Origin of the sequence: Pseudomonas kurunegalensis (assembly GCF_030291635.1) — a bacterium.
In the GTDB taxonomy this organism is placed as follows: domain Bacteria; phylum Pseudomonadota; class Gammaproteobacteria; order Pseudomonadales; family Pseudomonadaceae; genus Aquipseudomonas; species Aquipseudomonas monteilii.
Window position 1 is genome coordinate 6,038,223 of record NZ_CP127871.1, and the last position, 25,632, is coordinate 6,063,854.

Below are 25,632 nucleotides of genomic sequence, written 5' to 3' on the forward strand. Positions count from 1 at the left end.
ACCATGAACCACAGCAGCGGCACCCTCTACATCGTTTCGGCCCCTTCGGGCGCCGGCAAGACCAGCCTGGTAACGGCCCTGACCAAGGACGACCGGCAGATCCGCGTTTCGGTCTCGCACACCACCCGCGCCATGCGCCCGGGCGAGGAACACGGGGTGAACTACCACTTCGTCGTCCACGAAGAATTCAAGGCGCTGATCGCGCAGGGCGACTTCCTGGAGCATGCCGAAGTATTCGGCAACTTCTACGGCACCTCGCGCAGCGCGCTGCAGCAGACGCTGGATCAGGGCTACGACCTGATCCTGGAAATCGACTGGCAAGGCGCCCAGCAGGTGCGCAAGCTGATGCCACAGGCGTTGTCGGTGTTCATCCTGCCGCCAAGCCAGGAAGCGCTACGCCACCGTCTGGACGGCCGTGGGCAGGACAGCGAAGAAATCATTGCCGGGCGCATGAAAGAAGCGGTCAGCGAGATGGTGCACTACGACGAGTATGACTACGTGATCATCAATGATGACTTCGACGTGGCGCTGGAGGATTTGAAGGCGGTGTTCCGCTCGAATCGGTTGGTGCTGAAGAAGCAGCAAGAGCGCAACAGCGGGCTGCTGAAAGAACTGCTTTCCTGATACACCGCACGGGGCTGCTTTGCAGCCCTTTCGCGACACAAGGCCGCTCCTACAAAGGATCGCGTTAGTCAGACTTGCGCGATCTCCTGTAGGAGCGGCCTTGTGTCGCGATAGGGGCGCAAAGCGCCCCCAGCTTTATTCCTGCAAAGGCAGGGTAGCCTGCTGACGCAGGGTAGCCCCCAGGAAGTACGCCGGCGCGCGCATGCGCGACAGCATCATCAGCCCGATGCCCAGCACCGAGATGATCGCGGCAATCACGAACACCAGCCCCAACCCGCCCACATGCGAGCCACTGCCGAAGTCCGGCGAGGCGCTGTCGATGGCAGTCCGCACGAAGATCACCGACAGGATCACCCCACCCACCAGCGGGCACAGGCCGCGCATGATGAAGTGGCGCAGGCTGTCGAACAGGCTGCCACGGAAGTACCAGACGCAGGCAAATGCGGTCAGCGAATAATAGAAGCAGATCATCATGCCCAGTGCGGTGATGGTATCTGCCAGCACGTTCTCGCTCAGGCTACGCATGGTCACGTAGAACAGGCCCGCTGCCACACCGGCACAGATGGTGGCATAACGCGGGGTCTGCGAACGCGGGCAGACAGTGGCAAACTTCTGCGGTACCGCGCCGTAGTAACCCATCGCCAAGAGGGTGCGCGCCGGCGCCACGAAGGTCGACTGCAACGACGCCGCTGTACTGGCCAGCACGGCAATGGACATCAGGATCGCCAGCGGCCCCATGACCGGGCCGGCCAGGTGGGCAAAGACGTTCTCCTGGATGCGCGGGTTGTTCAGGCCCAGGCCCGTTTCGCTGATACCGGCAAATTGCAGGGTGGCGATGGCGGTGAACAGGTACAGGCCTAGGATCAGCATCACGGTCCAGGTGGCGGCCTTGCCCGGCACCTCCTCGCTGCCCACCGACTCTTCGCTGACGGTCAGGCACGTGTCCCAACCCCAGAAGATGAAGATCGACAGCGACAGCCCGGCGGCAAAGGCCGAGAACGACTCGACACCGAACGGGTTGAACCACGCGAAATCGAACTCCAGCGGGGGTGGCGCAGTGGTACCACCAAAGGCGGCGACGGCAAAGCCGATCAGCACCACCAACTGCAAGGCCACCAGGCCGTACTGCACCGTCATGGTGGTGGCGATGCCGCGACAGCAGATCCACACCGCCAGGGCGATGAACACGCAACAGGTAACGATGTTGATCAACAGGTTATCGGCCAACGCCGCCAGCTCATGCTTGCCGGTGATCTGGCCCAGGAACAGGTAAAAGAAGTCGACTGCCACCCCTGCCAGGTTCGACAGCACGATGGTGGTGGCAACCACCAACCCCCAGCCGCCAATCCAGCCGATCATCGGGCCGAAGGCACGTGCCGACCAGGTGAACGATGTACCGCTGTCCGGTTCTGCCGAGTTCAGCTCGCGGTAGCCCAGGGCCACCAGCAACATCGGCAGGAAGCCGACGATGAACACGGCTGGCAGGTGGGCACCGACCTCGCGCACGGTCGGGCCAAGTGCGCCGGTCAGGGTGTAGACCGGGGCGATGGTGGAAATGCCCAGCACCACGCTGGCCAGCAAGCCCAAACGGCCCTTGGCCAGGCCTTTGCTGCGCTGAGTGTTGCCCGCGTCGGCTGCCACGTCGGGTGGGCGGCCGGCTTCTGTGTAATTGCTCATGAGTATTTGCCGTAAATTTTGGAATTGTTTTCACAGGCCTTGCGTACAAGGCCCGCTTTCACTCATTGAAAGCTTGCTGTCGGGGACAAGTCATCCGAGACCTTCGGCTGACGTCAGAATCACTCCTGCCGTGCGCCCTCCCGTGCTGCATAGGCAATGCAAGCCTCGCGAAACGCCTGAAACAGGCGCAGCGAAACCGGGTTTTCGTTAAAGCGCCACTCCGGGTGCCACTGCACACCGAGCACAAAGCCCGGCGCATCGGGCATGGACACTGCTTCGATCAGGCCATCCGGGGCCCGTGCCTCGACGCGCAAGCCTGGGGCAAGGCGGTCGATGCCCTGGCTGTGCAGCGAGTTGACCTCGAACTGCGCTGCCAGGCCCAGGCGCTCGAACAACCCGCCAGGCTCGATGCCGACCGGGTGACGAGGGCCGTATTGCACCTCCAGGGGTGCGTCCTCAGGTTCGCGATGATCAAGGTAGCCAGGCAGCTCCTGCACGCGTTGGTGCAGGCTGCCGCCAAGGGCCACGTTCAGTTCCTGATAGCCACGGCAAATGCAGAACACCGGCACACCGGCGGCAATCGCCGCCTGCAGCAGTGGCAAGGTCAGCCGATCACGCGCCAGGTCGTGCCGGGTACCCGCCACGCTGGGGGCGCCATTGTAATGATGCGGTTCGATATTTGAAGGCGAGCCTGTAAAAACAATGCCGTGCAGACGGGCCAGCAGCGCCTGTGGGTCGCTGCCCCCGTCGCGGGCCGGCAAGATCAGCGGCAAGCCGGCAAAGCCGGCCGCCTCGACATACTTGTCGCCCACCGTGTGCGACGAGTTCTTCCCCACCTGCTGGCGGCAGGCGCTGACACCGATCAAGGGGACCGCAGTTGCGCTCATGGGCTTACACCGTGTGCAGGTACCAGTTGTACTCAAGGTCGGAAATCGACACTTCGAACTCGGCCAGTTCGCTTTCCTTGCAGGCCACGAAGATATCGATGTAGTCCGGGCTGATGTATTGGTTGAGGACTTCGCTGTCGTCCAGCGCGCGCAGGGCATCGCGCAGGTTGTTCGGCAGGCTTTGCTCCAGCTGTTCGTAGGAGTTGCCTTCGATCGGCGCCTCCGGCTCGACCTTGTTGGTCAGGCCGTGATGCACGCCGGCCAGGATGGCCGCCAGCATCAGGTACGGGTTGGCGTCGGCGCCGGCCACACGGTGCTCCAGGCGCACGTTGTCGCTGCTGTCGGTGGGCACGCGTACGGCCACGGTGCGGTTATCCAGGCCCCAGCTTGGCGCATTGGGCACGTAGAACTGCGCGCCGAAGCGGCGATAGGAGTTGATGTTCGGGCACAGGAACGCCATCGACGCCGGCATGGTTTCCAGCACACCACCGATGGCGTGGCGCAGCGTGTCGCTTTGCAACGGGTCATCGCTGGCAAAGATGTTCTTGCCGGTTTTCTTGTCCAGCAACGAAATGTGTACGTGCAGGCCGTTACCTGCCTGGCCCGGGTAGGGCTTGGCCATGAACGTGGTGTCCATTTCATGGTCGTAGGCCACGTTCTTGATCAGGCGCTTGAGCAGGATCGCGTAGTCACAGGCCTTCAGCGGGTCGGCCACGTGGTGCAGGTTGACTTCGAACTGCGCCGGGGCGCTTTCCTTGACGATGGCGTCGGCGGGCAGGCCTTGTTCCTTGGCGGCTTCAAGCATGTCCTGCAGGCAGTCGGCGTATTCATCGAGGTCGTCGATCAGGTACACCTGGGTCGACTGCGGGCGTTTGCCGGAAATGGGCGAACGCGGCGGCTGCGGGCGACCGTTGAGGTTGTCCTGGTCGATCAGGTAGAACTCCAGCTCGAACGCCGCGCAGATATCCAGGCCCAGGTCGTCGAACTTGCTCACCACCTGGCGCAACACTTCGCGCGGGTCGGCGAAGAACGGCTGGCCATCCAGCTCGTGCATGGTCATCAGCAGCTGGGCAGTGGGGCGCTTCTGCCACGGCTCGTCCGACAACGTGCCCGGGATCGGGAAGCAGATGCGGTCGGCATCGCCGATGTCCAGGCCAAGGCCGGTGCTCTCGACGGTGGAGCCATTGATGTCCAGGGCGAACAGCGATGCGGGCAGGTTGATGCCCTTCTCGTACACCTTGTGCAGGCTGGCCCGCTCGATGCGCTTGCCACGTACCACGCCATTCATGTCGGAGATCAGCAGGTCGACGTACTGCGTGTCCGGATGGGCCTGGAGGAAGTCATTCATCTCGCTGGAAGAACTGGCGCACGGGGTTACCGACGTCATGGTGTACATCCTTTGATGTGCTGCGGCGATGTGGGATACGGCTGGCGCCTCACGGGCGACGATGGTTGCAGCTGTTGTTCTTTTCACTTTCCCATCGTGGGGACTGGTTACCCGACCGGGCGCATTGATTCCGGGGGGCCGTTTCACTATAAAATGGCCCTGATGCAACAGACATTGGCAATTCGGCAAGCAGAGCGTGCACCAATGCAATATCAGATCACCCACGCCGACCTCTCCCTGGTCCTGGCACTGGAGCGGGGCCGCTCGCTGGCCAAGGCCGCCGAGCTGCTGAAAGTCGATGTTTCGACAGTATTCCGCTCGATCCGCCGGCTGGAATCGGCGCTGGGCACCGCCTTGTTCGTCAAGAGCCGCAAGGGCTACCTGCCGACCGATACCGCTCAGGCGCTGGCCGAGCAGGCCGAACGTGCCGAGCAGGCGCTGGAGGCGGCGCGCATTGCCATGACCAGTGGCGAGCAGGTGGTAAGCGGCACGGTGCGGCTGACCTGTACCGAGGCGGTGATGCACAGCCTGTTGCTGCCGGCGCTGGCTGAGTTCATGCCCAACTACCCGGCGCTATCGCTGGAGATGGGCACCTCCAACACGTTTGCCAACCTCAGCCGACGCGATGCCGACATCGCCCTGCGCCTGACCAACACGCCACCGGAACACCTGGTGGGCCGCAACCTGGGTTCTACCTCCTATGTCGTCTGCGGCCAGCCACAGTGGCGCGAGCGCCTGGCCGAGTCGCCCGCCAACGTGCCGTGGATCGCCCCCGATGACTCGATGGTGGACCACCCGACGGTAGTCTGGCGCAACCAGCAGCACCCTGGGGTGAGCCCGCGCTACCAGTGCAGCAGCATGTCGACCATCGCCCAGCTGGTCACCGCCGGCCTGGGCGTGGCGGCGTTGCCGGACTATATGGTGCATGCCTTGCCCGGCGTGGATGCGTTGAGTGGGCCGCTGCCGGGTTGTGACACCCAGCTGTGGCTGCTGACCCGGCCGGATTGCCGGGCATTGCGCTCGGTACAGACCTTGTTCGAAGAGCTGACCCCGCGGTTGCGTGACGCGATGCTCTGAGGTTATCGTCAGGCTCAGGTTTGAGGCTGTCTGTTCCGGCCCTTTCGCGGGTAAACCCGCTCCCACAGGGTGCGCGGTGCCTGCGGGAGCGGGTTTACCCGCGAAGAAGCAAATACAGGGTTTGAAGGTGTCACCCGACAAAACAGCGCTTCCCTATTGGCTGGTGATTTTTTAAACTATCGAGTCCGCCTGCCCATTACTGGGCTGCACGCCCACCGCATTTGCTACTGAGGAAGACCATGGCCCGCGTAACTGTTGAAGACTGCCTGGAACACGTGGATAACCGCTTTGAGCTGGTCATGCTCTCGACCAAGCGCGCTCGCCAGCTGGCGACCGGCGGCAAAGAGCCACGCGTTGCGTGGGAAAACGACAAGCCAACCGTTGTTGCCCTGCGTGAAATCGCCGAAGGCATCGTCACCAACGAGTTCATCGCCGCTGAAGAGATCGTCACCGAGGATCCGGTGTTCGCCGCGTTCGAGGACGAGAACAACGAGGCTGTCTGATTGATGCCAGGTCGACGTCGCACGGCGCAAGGCCCTCTTCCTCCGCAGGAGGTGAACCCATGCCGGGTATAGAAGCCTTGGCCGAACGGCTGTCGACCTATCTTGGCCCCGAACAGGTCAACCTGGTCCGCCGCGCCTATTTCTACGCCGAACAGGCCCACGACGGGCAGCGCCGCCGCAGCGGCGAGCCCTACGTGACCCACCCGCTGGCCGTGGCCAGCATCCTCGCCGACATGCACATGGACCATCAGAGCCTGATGGCGGCCATGCTGCACGATGTGATCGAAGACACCGGCATCGCCAAGGAAGCCCTCAGCCAGCAATTTGGCGAGACCGTGGCCGAACTGGTCGATGGGGTCAGCAAACTGACCCAGATGAACTTCGAGACCAAGGCCGAGGCGCAGGCCGAAAACTTCCAGAAGATGGCCATGGCCATGGCTCGCGATATCCGCGTGATCCTGGTCAAGCTGGCCGACCGCCTGCACAACATGCGCACCCTGGAAGTGCTGTCTGGCGAAAAGCGCCGGCGCATCGCCAAGGAAACCCTCGAAATCTACGCCCCCATCGCCAACCGCCTGGGCATGCACACCGTGCGCGTGGAGTTCGAGGACCTGGGCTTCAAGGCCATGCACCCGATGCGCTCGTCGCTGATTCACCGGGCGGTGAAAAGCGCACGCGGCAACCGTAAAGAGATCGTCGCCAAGATCGAGCACTCGCTGGCCAACTGCCTGGCCGCCGACGGCATCGAGGGCGAGGTCAGCGGCCGGCAGAAACACCTCTATGGCATCTACAAGAAGATGCGCGGCAAGCGCCGTGCCTTCAACGAGATCATGGACGTGTACGCCTTCCGCATCATCGTCGACAAGGTCGACACCTGCTACCGCGTGCTCGGCGCTGTGCATAACCTGTACAAGCCGCTGCCCGGTCGCTTCAAGGACTACATCGCGATCCCCAAGGCCAACGGCTACCAGTCGTTGCACACCACGCTGTTCGGCATGCACGGCGTGCCCATCGAAATCCAGATCCGCACCCGCGAAATGGAAGAGATGGCCAACAACGGCATCGCCGCGCACTGGCTGTACAAGTCCAACGACGACGAGCAGCCCAAGGGCAGCCACGCCCGTGCCCGCCAGTGGGTCAAGGGCATCCTTGAACTGCAACAACGTGCCGGCAACTCGCTGGAATTCATCGAAAGCGTGAAGATCGACCTGTTCCCGGACGAGGTCTACGTGTTCACGCCCAAAGGTCGCATCATGGAGCTGCCCAAAGGCTCCACGGCCGTCGACTTCGCCTACGCGGTACACACCGACGTGGGCAACAGCTGCATCGCCTGCCGCATCAACCGCCGCCTGGCGCCGCTGTCCGAGCCGCTGCAAAGCGGCTCGACAGTGGAAATCGTCAGCGCACCGGGCGCACGGCCGAACCCGGCCTGGCTCAACTTCGTGGTCACCGGCAAGGCACGCACGCACATCCGCCACGCCCTCAAGCAGCAGCGTCGGTCCGAGTCCATCAGCCTGGGCGAACGCCTGCTGAACAAGGTGCTCACCGGCTTCGACAGCAGCCTGGAGAAAATCCCCCAGGAACGCATCCAGTCGATTCTCGCCGAGTACCGCCTGGAACTCATCGAAGACCTGCTCGAAGACATCGGCCTGGGCAACCGCATGGCCTACGTGGTTGCACGTCGCCTGCTGTCGGCCGAAGGCGAGCAGTTGCCAGCGCCGGAAGGCCCGCTGGCAATCCGTGGTACCGAAGGCCTGGTGCTGAGCTACGCCAAGTGCTGTACGCCGATCCCGGGTGACCCGATCGTCGGCCACCTGTCGGCAGGCAAAGGCATGGTCGTACACCTTGAGAACTGCCGCAACATCAGTGAAATCCGCCACAACCCGGAGAAGTGCGTGCAGCTCTCCTGGGCCAAGGACATCACGGGCGAGTTCAATGTCGAACTGCGTGTCGAACTGGAGCACCAGCGCGGCCTGATCGCCCTGCTGGCCAGCAGCGTCAACGCCGCCGACGGCAACATCGAGAAGATCAGCATGGACGAACGCGACGGCCGTATCAGCGTGGTCCAACTGGTGGTCAGCGTGCACGACCGCGTGCACCTGGCGCGTGTGATCAAGAAGCTGCGTACCCTGACCGGTGTGGTCCGCATCACCCGCATGCGTACGTAGTCCGCCAACCGCAAGGAGTCATCATGAGCAAGACCGTCATCAACAGCGACAAGGCCCCAGCTGCCATCGGCACCTACTCGCAGGCGATCAAGGCCGGCAACACCGTGTACATGTCGGGCCAGATCCCGCTGGACCCAAAGACCATGGAGCTGGTCGAAGGCTTCGAAGCCCAGACCGTGCAAGTGTTCGAGAACCTCAAGGCCGTGGCTGAAGCCGCTGGCGGTTCGTTCAAGGACATCGTCAAGCTGAACATCTTCCTCACCGACCTGAGCCACTTCGCCAAGGTCAACGAGGTGATGGGCCGCTACTTCGAGCAGCCATACCCGGCCCGCGCCGCCATCGGCGTTGCCGCGCTGCCGAAAGGCTCCCAGGTCGAAATGGACGCCATCCTGGTCATCGAATGATGCCCTTGGTGACGGGCACCCTGCCCGTCACCCCTCCCTCTTCTGCAAGGTTATTCCCTCATGCGTCAAGCACTGCCCCTCGCACTGGCAGCCCTGCTTCTGGGCGGCTGTGCCAGCCACAAACCCGAAGACTTCAACGGCACCTGGATCAACCAGGACGCCATCACTGCGGCCGTCAAGGGCAGCAGCCTGCGCCAGGCGCTGAACGAGCACGGCCCGGTGTTCGAGTGGAAGCTCGACGTCACCAGCCAGCAGGCCAGCTACAGCAATGGTTTCGAGGCCGCTGACGGCCAGTTGAGCGCCAACGACAAGCAGTGGCAGGCCAGCTTCGAAGGTGGCCAGACCGAGCAGTTGTCGCTTGATGGCGATGAACTGCTGACCGTTGATCAAAGCGGAGCCAAGCAGACCTTCGTACGCGCCAAGGCACCGGCTACCGCCAATGCCCCGCTGGGTAGCAGCTTCGAGAAGGCGCTGTACCAGGCCTACCTGGGCGGTGACTGGAAGATCACCGAAGGCCAGGGCAAAGGTGCCAGCGTGCGCTTCAGCGACACCGGCAACGTCACCGGCCTGCCAGGGCCAGACCGTTTCGCCCTGTGCCTGGCGGGCGATTGCGCGACCATGGGCGGCAGCAATGACAGCCTGTGGCTGGAGCGTAACCAGCGGGGCGCGCCGTTCATCATCAAGCGTGATGGCGGCAAGCTGGAGATTTTCCAGGCGGTGAACCGTGCGCAGCCGGATGACATGCCGGAGCTGGCGGCGGGCAAGCGCCAGTGGGTGCTGGAACAAAACTGAAAACACACGCGCTCCCTGTAGGAGCGGCCTTGTGTCGCGATAGGGCTGCAAAGCAGCCCCGGCACTCTAGGCGGCGACGCTGAAATTCTGGGGCCGCTGCGCGCCCCATCGCGACACAAGGCCGCTCCTACAGGGACCGCATCAGGCCTGAGACTGACTTTTTTCCTCAAGAATCGCGGCATACCCTTCCTTGTAACTCGGATACACCGGTACCCACCCCAACGCCCGCGCCCGGGCATTGCTGCAGCGTTTGCTGCCGGTACGCCGCACCCGCTGCTCATCGGACCACTCGGTAACCCCCATGTATGCCCGCAGCCAGGCCACCACATCGGCCAGCGGCGCCGGGTCGTCGTCGACACCAATGTAGTAGTCGTCCAGCACCTTGCCATCGGCATCGGCCTGCAGCAGGTGCGCCAACAGGCTGGCAGCATCCTCGGCATGAATGCGGTTGCCATACAGCGGCGGCTCCTCGGCGACGCGGTAACCCTGGCGCACCTGGCTCAGCAGCCACTCGCGGCCTGGGCCATAGATGCCGGTCAGACGCACCACGCTTGCCGGAATGCCGCTGGCCAGCGCCAGCTGCTCGGCCTCCAGCATCACCCGCCCGGAATAACCTTCAGGCTCGGTAGCCGCACCTTCTTCGATCCATTCCCCGTCTTTTTGGGCATACACGCTGCTGCTCGATACAAACAGCAAGCGACGCGGGCGCTGGCCTCGCTCGGCCAGCCACGCCAGCACATGACGCAAGCCGTCGACGTAGGCCGCCTGGTAACCCGCCTCGTCGTGCTGGCTGGCCGCCACGCAGTACACCAGGTAGTCCAGCGAGCCCTGCGGCCAGGCTTGCGGAATTGCAGGTTCCGCCAGGTCGGCGGCAACCGGTGCAATACCCGCAGGCAGTTGCCCGACAGAACGGCGCAGGCCGCTTACCTGCCAGCCTTTGGCCAGCATCTGCTTGGCAAAACGCCCGCCTACATCACCACATCCCACCACCATCACGGATAGGTCTGACATCACAAAACTCCCTAGACCAATTGATCAGCCCGGCCACGCTACACGATGGGCGGCTAGACCATAGGCGAAAAAAGCAACAAGATTACTTTTGTTAACAAGAATTACTTGCAATAATGGCGACCAATTTGTTCTCGGCCTATCTCGAGGCCTTGGAGAACGTCCACTTTTTCTTCATCAGGTCCGGCCAGCATGACACGTACTCAACCTTCCGCTTCGCCAACCCCGTCGCGCGCCTGGCGCGCCATCGCCGCGCTGACACTCAGCCTGGTGCTGGCCCCGGTGGCCATGGCCGATGAGCCAACCGCCAATGCCGCTACACCAGCCGCGGCTTCCGCTCCGGCTGCTCAAGCTGCCCCGGCGGCACCGGCTGTGGAAGGCCAGGCTCCCGCTGGCGAAGCACAAGCTGCCGCCCCGGCAGATTCGCAGGTAGTGGTTGATCCCGCTACCGATGCACTGGTTGAAGACACGTCCCTGGGCATGGCCCACGACCTGTCCCCGTGGGGCATGTACAAAAACGCCGACATCGTGGTGAAGATCGTCATGATCGGCCTGGCTATCGCCTCCATCATCACCTGGACCATCTGGATCGCCAAAGGCTTCGAGCTGATGGGCGCCAAACGTCGCCTGCGTGGTGAAATCGCCCAGCTGAAGAAGTCCACCACCCTGAAAGAAGCCAGCGAAGTCTCCAACAAGGAAGGCACCCTGGCCCACACGTTGGTTCACGACGCCCTCGAAGAAATGCGCCTGTCGGCCAACGCCCGCGAAAAAGAAGGCATCAAGGAGCGCGTCAGCTTCCGCCTGGAGCGCCTGGTGCACGCCAGCGGCCGTACCATGAGCAGCGGCACCGGCGTACTGGCAACCATCGGTTCCACCGCGCCGTTCGTAGGTCTGTTCGGTACTGTATGGGGCATCATGAACAGCTTCATCGGCATCGCCAAGACCCAGACCACCAACCTGGCCGTGGTTGCCCCCGGCATCGCCGAAGCCTTGCTGGCCACCGCCCTGGGCCTGGTCGCTGCAATCCCGGCTGTGGTCATCTACAACGTCTTCGCCCGCTCCATCGCTGGCTACAAGGCTCAGGTGTCCGACGCCTCCGCTCAGGTACTGCTGCTGGTCAGCCGTGACCTGGACCACCAGGGCAGCGAACGCGCCGCCCCGCACATGGTGAAAGTGGGGTAAGCCATGGGCCTGCATCTCAACGAAGGTGGCGACGACCTCGCCGAAAACCACGAAATCAACGTTACGCCGTTCATCGACGTGATGCTGGTGCTGCTGATCATCTTCATGGTCGCAGCCCCCTTGGCCACGGTCGACATCAAGGTCGACCTGCCGGCCTCGACCGCCAAACCGGCGCCGAGGCCCGAGAAGCCGGTGTTCGTCAGCGTCAAGGCCGACCAGAAGCTGTACGTCGGCGACGATCAGGTTGCTGCACCCGACCAGCTTGGCCCGATGCTCGATGCCAAGACCAAGGGTGACAAGGAAACCACCATCTTCTTCCAGGCTGACAAAGGCGTGGATTACGGTGACCTGATGGAAGTGATGAACAACATGCGCGCGGCCGGCTACCTCAAGGTCGGTCTGGTAGGTCTCGAGACGGCAGCCAAGAAATGACGAAAACGCGCTCGAACATGGCGCGCTACGGGGGCAGCCTGGCGATCGTGCTGGGCGTGCACGTGGTCGCCGTGCTGCTGACGCTCAACTGGTCGGTGCCTCAGGCCATCGAACTGCCCCCGGCAGCGATGATGGTCGAGCTGGCACCGTTGCCGGAGCCTGCGCCACCACCGCCACCGAAAGCGGCTCCACAGCCACCGGCACCGGTTGAAGAATTGCCGTTGCCAAAGCTGGTGGAAGCGCCCAAACCCAAGATCGCCGTGCACAAGCCGCCCAAGCCGAAGGCCAAGCCCCAGCCGCCCAAGCCTGAGAAAAAGCCTGAGCCGCCGAAGGAAGCACCGCCGACCGAGCAAACGGTAGACGCACCGCCCAGCAACACGCCACCGCAGAAGTCCGCGGCACCGGCACCGAGCATTGCGTCCAACAGCAACGCCCTGCCAACCTGGCAGAGTGACCTGCTGCGCCACTTGGCCAAGTACAAGCGTTACCCGGAAGACGCGCGCCGTCGCGGCCTGCAGGGTATCAACCGCTTGCGCTTCGTGGTGGATGCCGAAGGCAAGGTCGTGTCGTACGCCATGGCCGGTGGTTCGGGCAGTGCCGCACTGGACCGGGCGACCCTGGAAATGATCCGTCGGGCCGGCACGGTACCCAAGCCGCCACCCGAGTTGCTGAACAATGGCACGATTGAAGTCGTGGCACCGTTCGTCTACTCGCTGGACCGCCGCTGAGACTTTTGTTTCTGTCACAAATCGGCAAGTCTGATAACGTGCGTCTATCGATTGCAGCCGCTATGCTGGGCCCGCAACTTCATGGACGCACGTTATGACCCTCACAGAATTACGCTACATCGTCACACTCGCCCAGGAACAGCACTTCGGCCATGCCGCCGAACGCTGCCACGTGAGCCAGCCGACCCTGTCGGTCGGTGTGAAGAAGCTCGAGGATGAGCTTGGCGTTCTGATCTTCGAACGCAGCAAGAGCGCGGTGCGCCTGACCCCGGTCGGCGAAAGCATCGTCGCCCAGGCGCAGAAGGTACTGGAGCAGGCCCAAGGCATTCGCGAGCTGGCCCAGGCCGGCAAGAACCAGCTGACCGCCCCGCTCAAGGTCGGTGCCATCTACACCGTCGGCCCCTACCTGTTCCCGCACCTGATTCCGCAACTGCACCGCGTAGCGCCGCAGATGCCGCTGTACATCGAAGAAAACTTCACCCACGTACTGCGCGAAAAGCTGCGCAATGGCGAACTGGACGCGGTGATCATCGCCCTGCCGTTCAACGAAGCCGACGTGCTGACCCTGCCGCTGTACGATGAGCCGTTCTGCGCCCTGATGCCGGCCGACCACCCGTGGACGGCGAAAAAGACCATCGACACCGCCATGCTCAACGACAAGAGCCTGTTGCTGCTGGGTGAGGGCCACTGCTTCCGCGACCAGGTACTGGAAGCCTGCCCGACCCTGAACAAGGGCGGCGAAGGTTCCAGGCACACCACGGTCGAGTCCAGCTCGCTGGAAACCATCCGCCATATGGTGGCATCGGGCCTTGGCGTTTCGATCCTGCCGCTGTCGGCGGTGCACAGCCACCACTACGCCCCTGGCATCATCGAGGTCCGCCCGCTGACGGCGCCGGCGCCGTTCCGCACCGTGGCCATTGCCTGGCGTGCCAGCTTCCCACGGCCGAAGGCCATCGAGATCCTCGCAGATTCGATCCGCCTGTGCTCGGTTGCCAAAGCCCCTGCGGAACAACCGGCCTGAGTCATGAGTGAGCTGTCGAAGGTCCCGGTCACGGTACTCAAGGGCGTTGGCGAGGCCATGGCGGAAAAACTCGCCAAGGTCGGCCTGGAGAACCTGCAGGATGTGTTGTTCCACCTGCCCCTGCGCTACCAGGACCGCACCCGCGTGGTGCCGATTGGCCAATTGCGCCCCGGCCAGGATGCCGTGATCGAGGGCGTTGTCAGCGGCGCCGACGTGACCATGGGCAAGCGACGTAGCCTGGTGGTGCGACTGGGAGATGGCAGTGGCGTGCTGAGCCTGCGCTTCTACCACTTCAGCAACGCGCAGAAAGAAGGCCTGAAACGCGGCACCCACTTGCGCTGCTACGGCGAAGCCCGCCCCGGCGCTTCGGGCCTGGAAATCTACCACCCGGAGTACCGCGCACTGAATGGCGACGAACCACCGCCCCCGGTCGAGCAGACGCTGACACCGATCTACCCGTCCACCGAAGGCCTCACCCAGCAACGCCTGCGCCTGTTGTGCCAGCAGAGCCTGGGCCTGCTTGGTCCGCGCAGCCTGCCTGACTGGCTGCCTGACGAGCTGGCCCGGGACTACCAACTGGCGCCGCTGGACGATGCCATCCGCTACCTGCACAACCCGCCGGCCGACGCCGACCTCGACGAGCTCGCCGAAGGCCAGCACTGGGCCCAGCACCGCCTGGCCTTCGAAGAACTGCTGACCCATCAGCTGTCGCAGCAACGCCTGCGCGAAAGCCTGCGTAGCCTGCGCGCACCGGTACTGCCCAAGGCCAAGCGTCTGCAAGCGCAGTACCTGGCCAACCTGGGCTTCCAGCCGACCGGCGCGCAGCAGCGGGTGGCCAACGAAATTGCCTATGACCTCAGCCAGCACGAGCCGATGATGCGCCTGGTGCAGGGCGATGTGGGTGCCGGCAAGACCGTGGTTGCCGCCCTGGCCGCGTTGCAGGCCTTGGAAGCTGGCTATCAGGTAGCGCTGATGGCACCCACCGAGATCCTCGCCGAGCAGCACTACATCACCTTCAAGCGCTGGCTTGAACCGCTGGGCATCGAAGTGGCCTGGCTTGCCGGCAAGCTCAAGGGCAAGGCACGGGCCGCTTCCCTGGAGCAGATCGCCAACGGCGCACCGATGGTGGTCGGCACCCACGCGCTGTTCCAGGAAGAGGTGAAGTTCAAGCACCTGGCGCTGGCGATCATCGACGAACAGCACCGATTTGGCGTGCAGCAACGCCTGGCCCTGCGCAAGAAGGGCGTGGCCGGCGAGCTGTGCCCGCACCAGTTGATCATGACCGCCACGCCTATTCCGCGCACCTTGGCGATGAGCGCCTACGCCGACCTGGACACCTCGGTGCTCGACGAGCTGCCGCCTGGGCGCACCCCGGTGAACACCGTGCTGGTAGCCGATAGCCGCCGCTTCGAAGTGGTCGAACGGGTACGCGCCGCCTGCGCCGAGGGGCGTCAGGCTTACTGGGTTTGCACCCTCATCGAAGAGTCTGAAGAGCTGACCTGCCAGGCGGCCGAAAGCACCTATGAAGAACTTGGCAGCGCCTTGGGCGAACTGCGTGTGGGCCTGATCCACGGTCGCATGAAGCCTGCGGAGAAAGCCGAGATCATGGCGCAGTTCAAGGCCGGTGAATTGCAGTTGCTGGTTGCGACCACGGTCATCGAGGTAGGCGTGGACGTGCCCAACGCCAGCCTGATGATCATCGAGAACCCCGAGCGCCTTGGCCTGGCCCAGTTGCACCAGCTGCGCGGCCGGGTTGGCCGGGGCAGTGCCGTGAGCCATTGCGTGCTGCTGTACCACCCGCCACTGTCGCAGATCGGCCGCGAGCGCTTGGGGATCATGCGCGAGACCAACGACGGCTTCATCATCGCCGAAAAGGACCTGGAGTTGCGCGGCCCGGGCGAGATGCTGGGGACCCGCCAGACCGGCCTGCTACAGTTCAAGGTCGCCGACCTGATGCGTGACGCCGACCTGTTGCCAGCGGTGCGCGACGCCGCCCAGGCCCTGATCGCGCGTTGGCCGGAACACGTCAGCCCGTTGCTCGACCGCTGGCTGCGTCATGGCCAGCAATATGGCCAAGTGTGACGCCAGTCCCAGAATGGATCCAGATTTGCTCGCAGGCTGGTTATACTTCGCGTTTAAAAGAATCAGTGGATACGGACCATGACTGAAGTTGCCCTGGACACCGCAACCCCACACGCACCCTCTGTCATCAGGCTGCTGCTCGACAAGGTCGGCGTCGCCTACCGCGAGGTGGTCGAGCACCCGCACCTTCCTGCGGCTTCGCGGGTGCAGGCAGTGCTTCTCGACGACGAGGTCGGCGCCCTCATGGTGCTGTTCCCGCAGAGCCAACTGCTGGACCTCAACCGCCTGGCCGAACTGACCGGGCGTAAGCTCACCGCCGTGTCGGTGCCGCGCTTGAAGCAGATGCTCGACAAACACCAGCTCAAGGCCCTGCCAGGCATTCCGGCGCTGACCAGCTCACCGTGCCAGTACGAGAAGAGCCTGCTCGACGTTGAAACCGTCTATATCCAATCGGGCGAAAGTGGTTTGTTGCTGGCAATCGAACGCGCGCACTTCAAGCGCATGCTGGTCAAAGCCAGCGCCAGCAGCTTCGGTCAGGAAATCGAGGCCATCAGCCCCAACCTCGACCGCCCCGATGACGACACCCGGGAAATCACCAATGCCGTGCAGGCCTTCACGGCCCGGCGCATCCAGAAGCGCCTGGAAGAAACCATCGAGATCCCACCGCTGGCCGATACCGCGCAGAAGATCATCAAGCTGCGGGTAGACCCCAACGCCAGCATCGATGACATCACCGGCGTGGTCGAAACCGACCCGGCGCTGGCGGCCCAGGTGGTGAGCTGGGCGGCATCGCCGTACTACGCCTCACCCGGCAAGATCCGCTCGGTGGAAGATGCCATCGTGCGCGTGCTGGGCTTCGACCTGGTGATCAACCTGGCCCTGGGCCTGGCGCTGGGCAAAACCTTGAGCCTGCCTAAAGACCACCCGCAGCAGGCCACACCGTACTGGCAGCAGTCGATCTACACCGCCGCAATCATCGAAGGCCTGACCCGTGCCATGCCGAGGGCAGAACGCCCCGAGGCCGGGCTTACCTACCTGGCCGGGCTGCTGCACAACTTCGGCTACCTGCTGCTGGCGCACGTGTTCCCACCGCACTTCTCGCTGATTTGCCGCCATCTGGAGGTGAACCCGCACCTGAACCACACCTACGTGGAACAGCACCTGCTGGGCATCAGCCGCGAGCAGATCGGCGCCTGGCTGATGAAGCTGTGGGACATGCCGGAAGAGCTGTCGACCGCGCTGCGCTTCCAGCACGACCCGGCCTACGACGGCGAGTATGCAGCCTTCCCCAACCTGGTGTGCCTGGCCACCCGCCTGCTGCGCTCGCGAGGCATTGGTTCGGGGCCGATGGAGGAGATCCCGGACGCGTTGCTGGAGCGCCTGGGGATTACCCGGGACAAGGCGGAAGATGTGGTGAACAAGGTGCTCGAGGCCGAGAACCTGTTGCGCGAACTGGCTTCGCAGTTCCACGCACCGCATTGATTCTTCTGGGGCTGCTTTGCAGCCCCGGCATTTTCAGCCCTTCTTCTTGGGTTTCAGGTACTTCATCAACCCCTGGAACCACATCACCAGCGCCGGATTGCCCTTGATCTGGATGTGCTTGTCCTGAATCCCCTGCATGAACGCCAATTGCTTGTTACCCGCCTGCATCGTGGAGAAGCCATAGGCCGCGTCCTTGAAGGCAATGGCGAAGGCCGGCTGCGGGTGTGCGCCGCCCTTGCTGCTGATGCGTTCGTTATTGACGATGAAGTGCCGGGCGACCTTGCCGTCCAGGGTCTGCATCTGGAACACCAGGTCCTTGCCCTTGAGCTGCTGCTGGAACGCCGGGTTGTTACGGCTGGCCCTGGCCATCAACAGCCCCATGGCCCAGAGAAGAAAGCGGAACTTCATCAACGCGCCTCGAATGAAAAGTGACTAAGGCGCGCAGTTTATCCCTTTCCTGAACTATTTATGCAAGTTCGAAACATTTTGCCTGCAGAAAGCACAACGGGCGCCCTGGGGCGCCCGCTTGGCTGACACGGGGGTTGTCAGGGAGCGATCACTTGCCTTTCTTGGCTGGCTTGACGGGGGCGTTGACGCTGTCGCGCAGGTTCTTGCCAGGCTTGAAGGCCACGGTGTTGCTGGCTTTGATCTTGACCGGCTCGCCGGTTTGCGGGTTCTTGCCGGTACGCGCGCCGCGATGACGTTTTTCGAAGGTGCCGAAACCGACCAGGGTCACGGTGTCCTTGTCCAGGGCGCCGGTGATGCTGTCGAGAATCGCGTTCAAAACCTGATTGGCCTTTTCCTTGGTCAGATCGGCCTTATCGGCGATGACGGCGGCGAGTTCTGGTTTGCGCATAGTGAAGCCTCTTTGACGGAATTCTTGTTGTTATGCCGTGCTGCCTTTGGGAGCAGCGCTCAAGGCACCGCAGGCTCTAATCTGCGGCAGACGGAAGTGAGAATGGCACGAGCTCCGGGGCCGCGCCAGTATCTGGGCGGCCATTGTGTGGGCAACAACAGGATAAATCCGACAGAACACCCTCTATTTACGCCATTACGGCTGGCAACTGACGATTCAGCGCCAGCTTCTCCATCACGGCTTTCCCGGTCAGGGCGTAGCCCAGCAAGTTGCCGTCTGCGCCGTGGCAGAGCACCTTGAGGTCACTGCCCTGCCCCTCCACCTGCCAAGTGCCTTCGTGGCCCATGGGCGGCGGTGAAACCACCAGCGGACAGGCCGGGGTTTTCACGGTGATCGGCATCGGCCCATAGGCGACCGCCGTCGGCTTGCCGGCCAGGGTTTGTGCAAGCGCCCGGGCACAGCTCATCAGTGGCATCACGTAGAGCAGGTTGATGCCATCGACCTCGGCACAGTCGCCGAGGGCGAAGATGTTGGTGTGGGATGTACGTAACTCGCGGTCTACGCTGACGCCACGGTTGGTCTGCAAGCCGGCTGCGGCAGCCAGGTCGGTGCGCGGGCGAAGGCCGATGGCCGAAACCACCAGGTCGCAGGCGATCACGCTGCCATCCGACAGGTGCGCCTCCAGGCCTTGGGGCACCTGCTGCAAGCGGGTCAGCACCGGGCCCAGGTGGAAGCGCACGCCCAAGCCTTCCAGCCCGGCTTGCACAGCCGCCGCAGCGGCCGGGTGCAGCAGGGTTGGCATCACTTGCTCACATGGCGCCACTACCTCCACCTGGAAGCCACCCAGGCTCATGTCGTTGGCGAACTCGCAGCCGATCAGGCCGGCACCGAGAATCAGCACACGCTGCTTGCCGACAGCGGCAGCACGGAAGCGCGCGTAGTCTTCGAGGTCATTGATCGGGAACACCAGATGGCTGCCGTCGCCTTCGATCGGCACCTGCACGGTCTGCGCCCCCCAGGCCAGCACCAGGTCGCGGTACTCCACGGCCTCTTCGCCGATCCACAGGCGCTTGTGGCCTGGGTCGATGCCGCTGATACGGGTATGGGTGCGGATCTCGGCATTCAGCTGTTCGGCCATTGCGCCTGGCTCGGCCATGACCAGGCCGTCGGCGTCTTTCTGCTTGGCAAAGCCCATGGAGAGCATGGGCTTGGAGTAGGAACGACCATCGTCGGCGGTGATCAGCAGCAACGGCGTCTGCGTATCGAGCTTGCGAAATTCACGCGCCAGGTTGTAACCCGCAAGGCCGGTACCGATGATTACCACAGGGGACGTCATGTCGTGCTTTCCTCGATTAGCCGATGGAGATCATTTCAAAGTCGCTTTTGCCAACCCCGCAGTCAGGGCACAGCCAGTCTTCAGGCACATCTTCCCAACGGGTGCCGGGGGCGATGCCGTCGTCGGGCCAGCCTTCGGCTTCGTCGTAGATCAGGCCGCAGACAATACATTGCCACTTTTTCATCAGGTCTTTTTCCTTGGTGGAACTCAGGCTTTATCAGGCCGGTCTCTGGCCCTGTTTCATGCATTATGCAAGCAGTCAGGGCAATCATGCTAAGCTCGCCGCCTCTCTGGTTGTAACAAGCAGACCGACGTGTCGTACGAATCCCCGCAAGCAGCCGCTGTCGCGTGGCTGCCGTATTCACAGCTGGCGACCGGCATCGACCAGCCCACCCTTGACTGGCTGTTCGACGAGGGCTCGCTGACCCGCCGCCTGACCCGCCTCTCCAACGATCACTTCTCCGTCACCCCGCTGTTCGAGGGCTGGCAGCCACTGCGCGATGACGAATGCCAGGCGCTAGGCATTGCCGCTGGCGCCGAAGGCTGGGTGCGCGAGGTGTACCTGCGTGGCCATGGCCAACCTTGGGTGTTCGCCCGCAGCGTCGCCAGCCGCAGCGCCCTGGAGCGCGGCGGGCTGGACCTGGAAACCCTGGGCAGCCGCTCGCTGGGCGAATTGCTGTTCTGCGACCAGGCGTTCATCCGCCACCCGATTGAAGTGTGCAGTTATCCACAGGCCTGGCTGCCGACCGAAGCCACCCGCGCAGCACTGTGGGGCCGCCGCTCGCGCTTCGAACGGGGCGGCCTGGACCTGCTGGTGGCAGAAGTGTTCCTGCCAGCCTTGTGGCAAGCGGCCAAGGAGGAAAACCGCTGATGTACCTGCAACTGCTCAAGTCGCTGAACCGCCTGCACCCGCGAGCCTGGGACTTCGTCCAGCTCAGCCGCATGGACCGGCCGATTGGTATCTACCTGCTGCTGTGGCCGACCCTGTCGGCGGTATGGATTGCCGCCAACGGTTCACCTACCGTGGCCAATGTACTGATCTTCGGCCTCGGCGTGGTGCTGATGCGCGCTGCGGGCTGCTGCATCAACGATTTCGCCGACCGTAAGGTGGATGGCCACGTCAAGCGCACTGCCGACCGGCCTCTGGCCAGTGGCCGAGTAAGGCCACGCGAAGCGCTGGCGCTGTTCGCCATCCTGGTCGGGGTGAGCTTCCTGCTGGTGCTGTGCACCAACAGCCGCACGGTATGGCTGTCGTTCGGCGCGGTGGCGCTGGCGTTCTGTTACCCGTTCATGAAGCGCTACACCTATTACCCGCAGGTGGTGCTGGGGGCGGCGTACTCCTGGGGCATCCCCATGGCGTTCACGGCAGCGGGTGGCGAGCTGCCGGCCAGCGCGTGGCTGCTGTACATCGCCAACCTGCTGTGGACGGTGGGTTATGACACCTACTACGCCATGGTCGACCGCGATGACGACCTGAAGATTGGTGTGAAGTCGACCGCGATCCTGTTTGGCGACGCCGACCGCACCATCATCCTGACCTTGCAGCTGCTGTCGCTGGGTTGCCTGTTGCTGGCAGGCAGCCGCTTCGACCTGGGGGGCTGGTTCCACCTGGGGCTGCTGGGTGCGGCAGCGTGCTTTGCGTGGGAGTACTGGTTGACGCGCAAGCTGGACCGGGAGTCGTGCTTCAAGGCGTTTCTGCACAACCACTGGGCGGGGCTGTTGGTGTTTATCGGGGTGGTGCTGGACTACGCGTTCGGCTGACTATTCTGGGGCTGCTTTGCAGCCCTTTCGCGACACAAGGCCGCTCCTACAAGGGATCGCGTACCCCTGTAGGAGCGGCCTTGTGTCGCGAAAGGGCCGCGAAGCGGCCCCGGCAATCTCAAGGCTTGGCAACGTGCCAGACGTCCTTCACGCCATCACCGGTCATGTCACCAGCCTTCTTGTCCTTGACGAAGGTGTACAGCGGCTTGCCGTCGTAGGCCCACTGCATCGAACCGTCGTCACGCTTGATCTGCGTCCACTTGCCCTCGGCCTTTTCGCCATCCATCACCTTCAACGGCGGCCAGTTGGTGGCGCAATCGCCATTGCACATCGACTTGCCTCCCGCATCCTTGTCAAAGGTGTACAGGGTCATGCCGGCATGATCGACCCACATGCCGTCCTTCTCCATGGCATGGTGGGCCGACGCCACCCCCGGGAGCGCCAGCGCAGCGAAAAGGGCCATCCAGCTCAGCGTTTGTCGTGTCATTGGATTCACCATAAATTCGGGGTGGGTTGCATTCTGTAGGCCGCCGCAGCGGCCCCTTGAAGCCTAGTTCAGTCACGGAATGTCGCCAGAACGGCCAACACCCTGTCACACAGCTGCAATAATTCCGTTATCTAATGCGGGCCAAGACACCGTATCCAGGAGAGGTTTTGAGCATGGTTGGCAGGAACATTCTGATCGTCGACGACGAAGCACCCATTCGCGAGATGATCGCCGTTGCCCTGGAAATGGCCGGCTATGACTGCCTGGAAGCGGAAAACTCTCAACAGGCCCATGCGATCATCGTCGACCGCAAACCGGACCTGATCCTGCTCGACTGGATGCTGCCGGGCACCTCCGGCATCGAGCTGGCCCGCCGCCTCAAGCGCGACGAGCTGACCGGCGACATCCCGATCATCATGCTCACCGCCAAGGGTGAAGAGGACAACAAGATCCAGGGCCTGGAAGTGGGTGCCGACGATTACATCACCAAGCCGTTCTCGCCGCGTGAGCTGGTAGCACGCCTGAAAGCCGTGTTGCGCCGAACCGGCCCGAGCGACAGCGAGGCGCCGATCGAAGTTGGCGGCCTGCTGCTTGACCCGATCAGCCACCGCGTCACCATCGACGGCAAGCCGGCCGAGATGGGCCCGACCGAATACCGCCTGCTGCAGTTCTTCATGACCCACCAGGAGCGTGCCTACACCCGTGGCCAGCTGCTGGACCAGGTATGGGGCGGCAACGTCTATGTCGAGGAACGCACGGTCGACGTGCACATCCGTCGCCTGCGCAAGGCGCTGGGTGAAGCCTATGAAAATCTGGTACAAACCGTCCGGGGCACTGGCTACCGCTTCTCGACCAAGAGCTGATCGAGTTCAAAAGCGCCACGCTGCACGTTGTTGTACAAGGACCGTCAATTGAACCAGAACTGGCACGCGACCCTGATTCGCCATCTGCTGTTGCTGATTACCGTCTGCCTGATCGGCGGGCTGGTCAGCGGCTACTATGGCTGGAGCCTGGCCATTGGCCTGGCCCTCTACCTGGGCTGGACCCTCAAGCAACTGCTGCGCCTGCACGACTGGCTGCGCAACCACCAACCCGATGAGGCACCGCCCGATGGCTACGGCCTTTGGGGCGAGGTGTTCGACAGCATCTACCACCTGCAACGCCGCGACCAGCGCGTGCGGGGCCGCCTGCAGGCCGTGATCGACCGGGTGCAGGAGTCCACCGCCGCGCTACGTGACGCCGTGATCATGCTCGACAGCGACGGCAACCTGGAGTGGTGGAACCGCGCCGCCGAGACCCTGCTGGGCTTCAAAACTCCACAGGACGGCGGCCAGCAGGTCACCAACCTGGTGCGTCACCCGCGCTTCAAGGAATACTTCGAAGCGGAGAATTACCTCGAACCGCTGGAAATCCCCTCGCCCATCAACGACCGCATGCGCGTGCAACTGCACATCACCCGCTACGGCAACAACGAACACCTGATGCTGGTGCGCGATGTCACCCGCATTCACCAGCTGGAACAGATGCGCAAGGACTTCGTCGCCAACGTGTCGCACGAGCTGCGCACGCCGCTGACGGTCATCACCGGCTACCTGGAAACCTTGCTGGACAACGTCGAGGACGTGAACCCGCGCTGGAGCCGCGCCCTTCAGCAGATGAGCCAGCAAGGCTCACGCATGCAAACGCTGCTCAACGACCTGCTGCTGCTGGCCAAGCTGGAAGCCACCGATTACCCGTCGGACAACCAGCCGGTGGCCGTCGATGCCCTGCTCGCCGCCATCAAGAATGACGCCCAGGCCCTGTCCGGGCCACGCAACCAGCGCATCAGCCTGGAAGCTGCGCCCGGCGTGAAACTGAAGGGCAGCGAGTCGGAGCTGCGCAGCGCCTTTTCCAACCTGGTATTCAACGCCGTCAAGTACACCCAAGACGAAGGCAACATCCGCATCCGCTGGTGGGTCGATGCCCAAGGTGCGCATTTGTCGGTGCAAGACTCGGGGGTGGGTATTGACGCGAAGCACTTGCCCCGCCTGACCGAACGCTTCTATCGGGTGGACTCCAGCCGCGCGTCGAATACCGGTGGCACCGGGCTGGGGCTGGCGATTGTGAAGCATGTGCTGATGCGCCATCGCGGCAAGCTGGAAATCAGCAGTGTGCCGGGGCATGGCAGCACCTTTACCTGTCACTTTGCGCCGGCACAATTGGCCAACGGCAAGGTTTGAGATTAGGGCTGCAGTGCAGCCCTTCACGGGCGCGCCCGCTCCCACAGCGACCGCAATACATCCGCCACCCTTTGCTTTTACGGCTCCAGCCGCTACATTGGATCCCCTGTGCCAGCAAAAGCTGGCACTTTTTTTCTCTCTATCTCTAAGACGGACCCCGTAAAAACTCCATCATGGACCCTTCCCCTGGTATCAGCCTCACCTCGTTATTCGCCGATTTCGGCATGATCATCTTTGCCTTCCTGCTGGTGCTGCTCAACGGCTTCTTCGTTGCCGCCGAGTTCGCCATGGTCAAGCTGCGCGCCACCCGCGTCGAGGCCATCGCCGAGCAGCACGGCTGGCGCGGCAGTATCCTGCGCAAGGTTCACAATCAGCTCGACGCCTACCTGTCGGCCTGCCAGCTGGGCATTACCCTCGCCTCGCTGGGCCTGGGCTGGGTCGGTGAACCGGCGTTCGCCCACCTGCTCGAGCCGCTGCTGGCGTACTTCGGGGTCGACTCGCCCGAGCTGATCAAAGGCGTCTCGTTCTTCGTCGCCTTCTTCGTCATCTCGTACCTGCACATCGTGGTCGGCGAGCTGGCGCCCAAGTCGTGGGCCATCCGCAAACCAGAGCTGCTGTCGCTGTGGACCGCCGTGCCGCTGTACCTGTTCTACTGGGCGATGTACCCGGCCATCTACCTGCTCAATGCCAGCGCCAACACCATTTTGCGTATTGCCGGCCAAGGCGAGCCTGGCCCGCACCACGAGCACCACTACAGCCGTGAAGAGCTGAAGCTGATTTTGCACTCCAGCCGTGGTCAGGACCCAAGCGACCAGGGTATGCGCGTACTGGCATCGGCCGTGGAAATGGGCGAGCTGGAGGTGGTCGACTGGGCCAACTCGCGTGAGGACATGGTCAGCATCGACGCCCATGCGCCGTTGAAGCAGATCCTGGCCCTGGTGCGCCGCCACAAGTTCAGCCGCTATCCGGTGTACGACGCCGAGCGCGAGGAGTTCACCGGCCTGCTGCACATCAAGGACCTGCTGCTGGAGCTGGCCGAGCTGGAGCACTTGCCCGAAACCATCGACCTGGAAGACCTTGCCCGCCCCCTGGAGCGCGTATCGCGGCACATGCCGCTGGCCCAGTTGCTGGAGCAGTTCCGCAAGGGCGGCGCGCACTTCGTGCTGGTGGAGGAAGCCGACGGCAAGGTTATCGGCTACCTGACCATGGAAGACGTGCTGGAAGTGCTGGTAGGCGATATCCAGGACGAACACCGCAAGACCGAGCGCGGCATCCTCGCTTACCAGCCAGGCAAACTGCTGGTGCGCGGCGACACACCGCTGTTCAAGGTCGAGCGCCTGTTGGGGGTCGACCTCGACCACATCGAGGCAGAGACCCTGGCCGGGCTGGTCTACGAAACGCTCAAGCGCGTGCCTGAAGAAGAGGAAGTGCTGGAAGTCGAAGGCCTGCGCATCATCATCAAGAAGATGAAAGGGCCGAAGATCGTGCTGGCCAAGGTGCTGAAGCTGGACTGATGGCT

General features: G+C 63.3%; 26 protein-coding genes. 17 read left to right on the top strand and 9 right to left on the bottom strand.

What is annotated here, in order from left to right; all coding sequences use genetic code 11:
- The first annotated feature begins 3 nt into the window (after positions 1-3).
- Positions 4-624: a guanylate kinase gene (gene gmk / locus QQ992_RS27495; protein ID WP_286111785.1), complete on the top strand. Its 621-nt coding sequence runs from the start codon at positions 4-6 to the stop codon at positions 622-624.
- 135 nt (positions 625-759) lie between these two features.
- Here the strand turns inward: gmk and QQ992_RS27500 are convergent, their stop codons facing one another.
- The 3 genes from QQ992_RS27500 to QQ992_RS27510 form a co-directional block, all read right to left on the bottom strand.
- Entirely contained in the window at positions 760-2,301 is a 1,542-nt protein-coding gene (locus QQ992_RS27500) for an APC family permease (RefSeq protein WP_286111786.1), read from the bottom strand.
- Between the two features lie 119 nt (positions 2,302-2,420).
- Entirely contained in the window at positions 2,421-3,188 is a 768-nt protein-coding gene (locus tag QQ992_RS27505) for a gamma-glutamyl-gamma-aminobutyrate hydrolase family protein (RefSeq protein ID WP_286111788.1), read from the bottom strand.
- Positions 3,189-3,192: 4 nt separating this feature from the next.
- A complete protein-coding gene (locus QQ992_RS27510; RefSeq protein WP_003253387.1) occupies positions 3,193-4,575 on the bottom strand; it encodes a glutamine synthetase family protein in 1,383 nt (460 codons plus the stop codon).
- A 204-nt stretch (positions 4,576-4,779) separates the two neighbouring features.
- Here QQ992_RS27510 and QQ992_RS27515 point away from each other — a divergent pair, with 204 nt between their 5' ends.
- The 5 genes from QQ992_RS27515 (at position 4,780) to QQ992_RS27535 (ending at position 9,519) form a co-directional block, all read left to right on the top strand.
- Positions 4,780-5,652 (top strand): LysR family transcriptional regulator, encoded by an 873-nt coding sequence (locus QQ992_RS27515; RefSeq protein ID WP_016712709.1) that lies wholly within the window; start codon positions 4,780-4,782, stop codon positions 5,650-5,652.
- A gap of 239 nt (positions 5,653-5,891) precedes the next feature.
- On the top strand, positions 5,892-6,155 hold the full coding sequence (rpoZ, locus tag QQ992_RS27520) for a DNA-directed RNA polymerase subunit omega (protein WP_003253383.1): 264 nt from the start codon (positions 5,892-5,894) through the stop codon (positions 6,153-6,155).
- Positions 6,156-6,214: 59 nt separating this feature from the next.
- The gene (gene spoT / locus QQ992_RS27525) at positions 6,215-8,323 is read left to right on the top strand and encodes a bifunctional GTP diphosphokinase/guanosine-3',5'-bis pyrophosphate 3'-pyrophosphohydrolase (protein WP_016712710.1); all 2,109 of its coding nucleotides are present in this window, start codon (positions 6,215-6,217) and stop codon (positions 8,321-8,323) included.
- A 23-nt stretch (positions 8,324-8,346) separates the two neighbouring features.
- A complete protein-coding gene (locus QQ992_RS27530) occupies positions 8,347-8,727 on the top strand; it encodes a RidA family protein (protein WP_003253379.1) in 381 nt (126 codons plus the stop codon).
- A gap of 60 nt (positions 8,728-8,787) precedes the next feature.
- Complete coding sequence (locus tag QQ992_RS27535) at positions 8,788-9,519, top strand: RNA-binding protein (RefSeq protein ID WP_286111790.1); 732 nt, start codon at positions 8,788-8,790, stop codon at positions 9,517-9,519.
- Between the two features lie 141 nt (positions 9,520-9,660).
- Here the strand turns inward: QQ992_RS27535 and QQ992_RS27540 are convergent, their stop codons facing one another.
- Positions 9,661-10,530, bottom strand: coding sequence for an SDR family oxidoreductase (locus QQ992_RS27540; protein WP_286111791.1), 870 nt, complete (start codon positions 10,528-10,530; stop codon positions 9,661-9,663).
- Positions 10,531-10,719: 189 nt separating this feature from the next.
- On the opposite strand from QQ992_RS27540, the gene exbB reads away from it, so the two are divergent.
- The 6 genes from exbB to QQ992_RS27570 all read left to right on the top strand — a co-directional run bounded on the left by exbB (position 10,720) and on the right by QQ992_RS27570 (position 17,454).
- The gene (gene exbB, locus QQ992_RS27545) at positions 10,720-11,709 is read left to right on the top strand and encodes a tonB-system energizer ExbB (RefSeq protein ID WP_198749908.1); all 990 of its coding nucleotides are present in this window, start codon (positions 10,720-10,722) and stop codon (positions 11,707-11,709) included.
- 3 nt (positions 11,710-11,712) lie between these two features.
- Positions 11,713-12,141, top strand: coding sequence for a TonB system transport protein ExbD (gene exbD, locus QQ992_RS27550; protein ID WP_003253367.1), 429 nt, complete (start codon positions 11,713-11,715; stop codon positions 12,139-12,141).
- Positions 12,138-12,869 (top strand): energy transducer TonB, encoded by a 732-nt coding sequence (locus QQ992_RS27555; protein WP_286111793.1) that lies wholly within the window; start codon positions 12,138-12,140, stop codon positions 12,867-12,869. The genes exbD and QQ992_RS27555 overlap by 4 nt, the downstream gene beginning before the upstream one ends.
- Positions 12,870-12,963: 94 nt before the next feature.
- Entirely contained in the window at positions 12,964-13,890 is a 927-nt protein-coding gene (locus QQ992_RS27560; RefSeq protein WP_286111794.1) for a hydrogen peroxide-inducible genes activator, read from the top strand.
- Between the two features lie 3 nt (positions 13,891-13,893).
- Positions 13,894-15,972, top strand: coding sequence for an ATP-dependent DNA helicase RecG (gene recG, locus QQ992_RS27565; RefSeq protein ID WP_027609975.1), 2,079 nt, complete (start codon positions 13,894-13,896; stop codon positions 15,970-15,972).
- A 78-nt stretch (positions 15,973-16,050) separates the two neighbouring features.
- The gene (locus QQ992_RS27570) at positions 16,051-17,454 is read left to right on the top strand and encodes an aminoacyl-tRNA deacylase and HDOD domain-containing protein (protein WP_286111795.1); all 1,404 of its coding nucleotides are present in this window, start codon (positions 16,051-16,053) and stop codon (positions 17,452-17,454) included.
- 33 nt (positions 17,455-17,487) lie between these two features.
- Here QQ992_RS27570 and QQ992_RS27575 read toward each other — a convergent pair whose 3' ends face one another.
- From QQ992_RS27575 to QQ992_RS27590, 4 genes are all read right to left on the bottom strand, one after another.
- Positions 17,488-17,862 (bottom strand): helicase, encoded by a 375-nt coding sequence (locus tag QQ992_RS27575; RefSeq protein ID WP_286111796.1) that lies wholly within the window; start codon positions 17,860-17,862, stop codon positions 17,488-17,490.
- Positions 17,863-18,010: 148 nt separating this feature from the next.
- The gene (locus tag QQ992_RS27580; protein WP_016712717.1) at positions 18,011-18,310 is read right to left on the bottom strand and encodes an HU family DNA-binding protein; all 300 of its coding nucleotides are present in this window, start codon (positions 18,308-18,310) and stop codon (positions 18,011-18,013) included.
- Between the two features lie 187 nt (positions 18,311-18,497).
- Entirely contained in the window at positions 18,498-19,646 is a 1,149-nt protein-coding gene (locus tag QQ992_RS27585) for an NAD(P)/FAD-dependent oxidoreductase (RefSeq protein WP_286111797.1), read from the bottom strand.
- Positions 19,647-19,662: 16 nt separating this feature from the next.
- Positions 19,663-19,830 carry a rubredoxin gene (locus tag QQ992_RS27590; RefSeq protein ID WP_003253349.1) on the bottom strand — a complete coding sequence of 56 codons (168 nt, stop codon included), beginning with the start codon at positions 19,828-19,830 and terminating at the stop codon, positions 19,663-19,665.
- 129 nt (positions 19,831-19,959) lie between these two features.
- Between QQ992_RS27590 and QQ992_RS27595 the strand changes: the two genes are divergently transcribed.
- Together QQ992_RS27595 and ubiA are read left to right on the top strand one after the other, a co-directional pair.
- Entirely contained in the window at positions 19,960-20,517 is a 558-nt protein-coding gene (locus QQ992_RS27595; RefSeq protein WP_105947149.1) for a chorismate--pyruvate lyase family protein, read from the top strand.
- Positions 20,517-21,407, top strand: a complete 891-nt coding sequence (gene ubiA, locus QQ992_RS27600) for a 4-hydroxybenzoate octaprenyltransferase (protein ID WP_286111798.1) — start codon at positions 20,517-20,519, stop codon at positions 21,405-21,407. Before QQ992_RS27595 ends, ubiA begins: the two co-directional genes overlap by 1 nt.
- Before the next feature lie 118 nt (positions 21,408-21,525).
- Here the strand turns inward: ubiA and QQ992_RS27605 are convergent, their stop codons facing one another.
- Complete coding sequence (locus QQ992_RS27605) at positions 21,526-21,894, bottom strand: COG4315 family predicted lipoprotein (protein WP_060493970.1); 369 nt, start codon at positions 21,892-21,894, stop codon at positions 21,526-21,528.
- A 173-nt stretch (positions 21,895-22,067) separates the two neighbouring features.
- Here QQ992_RS27605 and phoB point away from each other — a divergent pair, with 173 nt between their 5' ends.
- The 3 genes from phoB (at position 22,068) to QQ992_RS27620 (ending at position 25,627) form a co-directional block, all read left to right on the top strand.
- Complete coding sequence (gene phoB / locus QQ992_RS27610; protein ID WP_003253341.1) at positions 22,068-22,757, top strand: phosphate regulon transcriptional regulator PhoB; 690 nt, start codon at positions 22,068-22,070, stop codon at positions 22,755-22,757.
- A 48-nt stretch (positions 22,758-22,805) separates the two neighbouring features.
- Positions 22,806-24,113, top strand: coding sequence for a phosphate regulon sensor histidine kinase PhoR (phoR, locus tag QQ992_RS27615; protein ID WP_105947147.1), 1,308 nt, complete (start codon positions 22,806-22,808; stop codon positions 24,111-24,113).
- Positions 24,114-24,286: 173 nt separating this feature from the next.
- Positions 24,287-25,627 (top strand): hemolysin family protein, encoded by a 1,341-nt coding sequence (locus tag QQ992_RS27620; protein ID WP_104833735.1) that lies wholly within the window; start codon positions 24,287-24,289, stop codon positions 25,625-25,627.
- The last annotated feature ends 5 nt before the right edge of the window (positions 25,628-25,632 follow it).

Coding starts and splice junctions, on each gene's coding strand:
- gmk (WP_286111785.1), top strand. CDS start 4: ATGAACCACAGCAGCGGCACCCTCTACATCGTTTCGGCCCCTTCGGGC.
- QQ992_RS27500 (WP_286111786.1), bottom strand. CDS start 2,301: ATGAGCAATTACACAGAAGCCGGCCGCCCACCCGACGTGGCAGCCGAC.
- QQ992_RS27505 (WP_286111788.1), bottom strand. CDS start 3,188: ATGAGCGCAACTGCGGTCCCCTTGATCGGTGTCAGCGCCTGCCGCCAG.
- QQ992_RS27510 (WP_003253387.1), bottom strand. CDS start 4,575: ATGACGTCGGTAACCCCGTGCGCCAGTTCTTCCAGCGAGATGAATGAC.
- QQ992_RS27515 (WP_016712709.1), top strand. CDS start 4,780: ATGCAATATCAGATCACCCACGCCGACCTCTCCCTGGTCCTGGCACTG.
- rpoZ (WP_003253383.1), top strand. CDS start 5,892: ATGGCCCGCGTAACTGTTGAAGACTGCCTGGAACACGTGGATAACCGC.
- spoT (WP_016712710.1), top strand. CDS start 6,215: ATGCCGGGTATAGAAGCCTTGGCCGAACGGCTGTCGACCTATCTTGGC.
- QQ992_RS27530 (WP_003253379.1), top strand. CDS start 8,347: ATGAGCAAGACCGTCATCAACAGCGACAAGGCCCCAGCTGCCATCGGC.
- QQ992_RS27535 (WP_286111790.1), top strand. CDS start 8,788: ATGCGTCAAGCACTGCCCCTCGCACTGGCAGCCCTGCTTCTGGGCGGC.
- QQ992_RS27540 (WP_286111791.1), bottom strand. CDS start 10,530: ATGTCAGACCTATCCGTGATGGTGGTGGGATGTGGTGATGTAGGCGGG.
- exbB (WP_198749908.1), top strand. CDS start 10,720: ATGACACGTACTCAACCTTCCGCTTCGCCAACCCCGTCGCGCGCCTGG.
- exbD (WP_003253367.1), top strand. CDS start 11,713: ATGGGCCTGCATCTCAACGAAGGTGGCGACGACCTCGCCGAAAACCAC.
- QQ992_RS27555 (WP_286111793.1), top strand. CDS start 12,138: ATGACGAAAACGCGCTCGAACATGGCGCGCTACGGGGGCAGCCTGGCG.
- QQ992_RS27560 (WP_286111794.1), top strand. CDS start 12,964: ATGACCCTCACAGAATTACGCTACATCGTCACACTCGCCCAGGAACAG.
- recG (WP_027609975.1), top strand. CDS start 13,894: ATGAGTGAGCTGTCGAAGGTCCCGGTCACGGTACTCAAGGGCGTTGGC.
- QQ992_RS27570 (WP_286111795.1), top strand. CDS start 16,051: ATGACTGAAGTTGCCCTGGACACCGCAACCCCACACGCACCCTCTGTC.
- QQ992_RS27575 (WP_286111796.1), bottom strand. CDS start 17,862: ATGAAGTTCCGCTTTCTTCTCTGGGCCATGGGGCTGTTGATGGCCAGG.
- QQ992_RS27580 (WP_016712717.1), bottom strand. CDS start 18,310: ATGCGCAAACCAGAACTCGCCGCCGTCATCGCCGATAAGGCCGATCTG.
- QQ992_RS27585 (WP_286111797.1), bottom strand. CDS start 19,646: ATGACGTCCCCTGTGGTAATCATCGGTACCGGCCTTGCGGGTTACAAC.
- QQ992_RS27590 (WP_003253349.1), bottom strand. CDS start 19,830: ATGAAAAAGTGGCAATGTATTGTCTGCGGCCTGATCTACGACGAAGCC.
- ubiA (WP_286111798.1), top strand. CDS start 20,517: ATGTACCTGCAACTGCTCAAGTCGCTGAACCGCCTGCACCCGCGAGCC.
- QQ992_RS27605 (WP_060493970.1), bottom strand. CDS start 21,894: ATGACACGACAAACGCTGAGCTGGATGGCCCTTTTCGCTGCGCTGGCG.
- phoB (WP_003253341.1), top strand. CDS start 22,068: ATGGTTGGCAGGAACATTCTGATCGTCGACGACGAAGCACCCATTCGC.
- QQ992_RS27620 (WP_104833735.1), top strand. CDS start 24,287: ATGGACCCTTCCCCTGGTATCAGCCTCACCTCGTTATTCGCCGATTTC.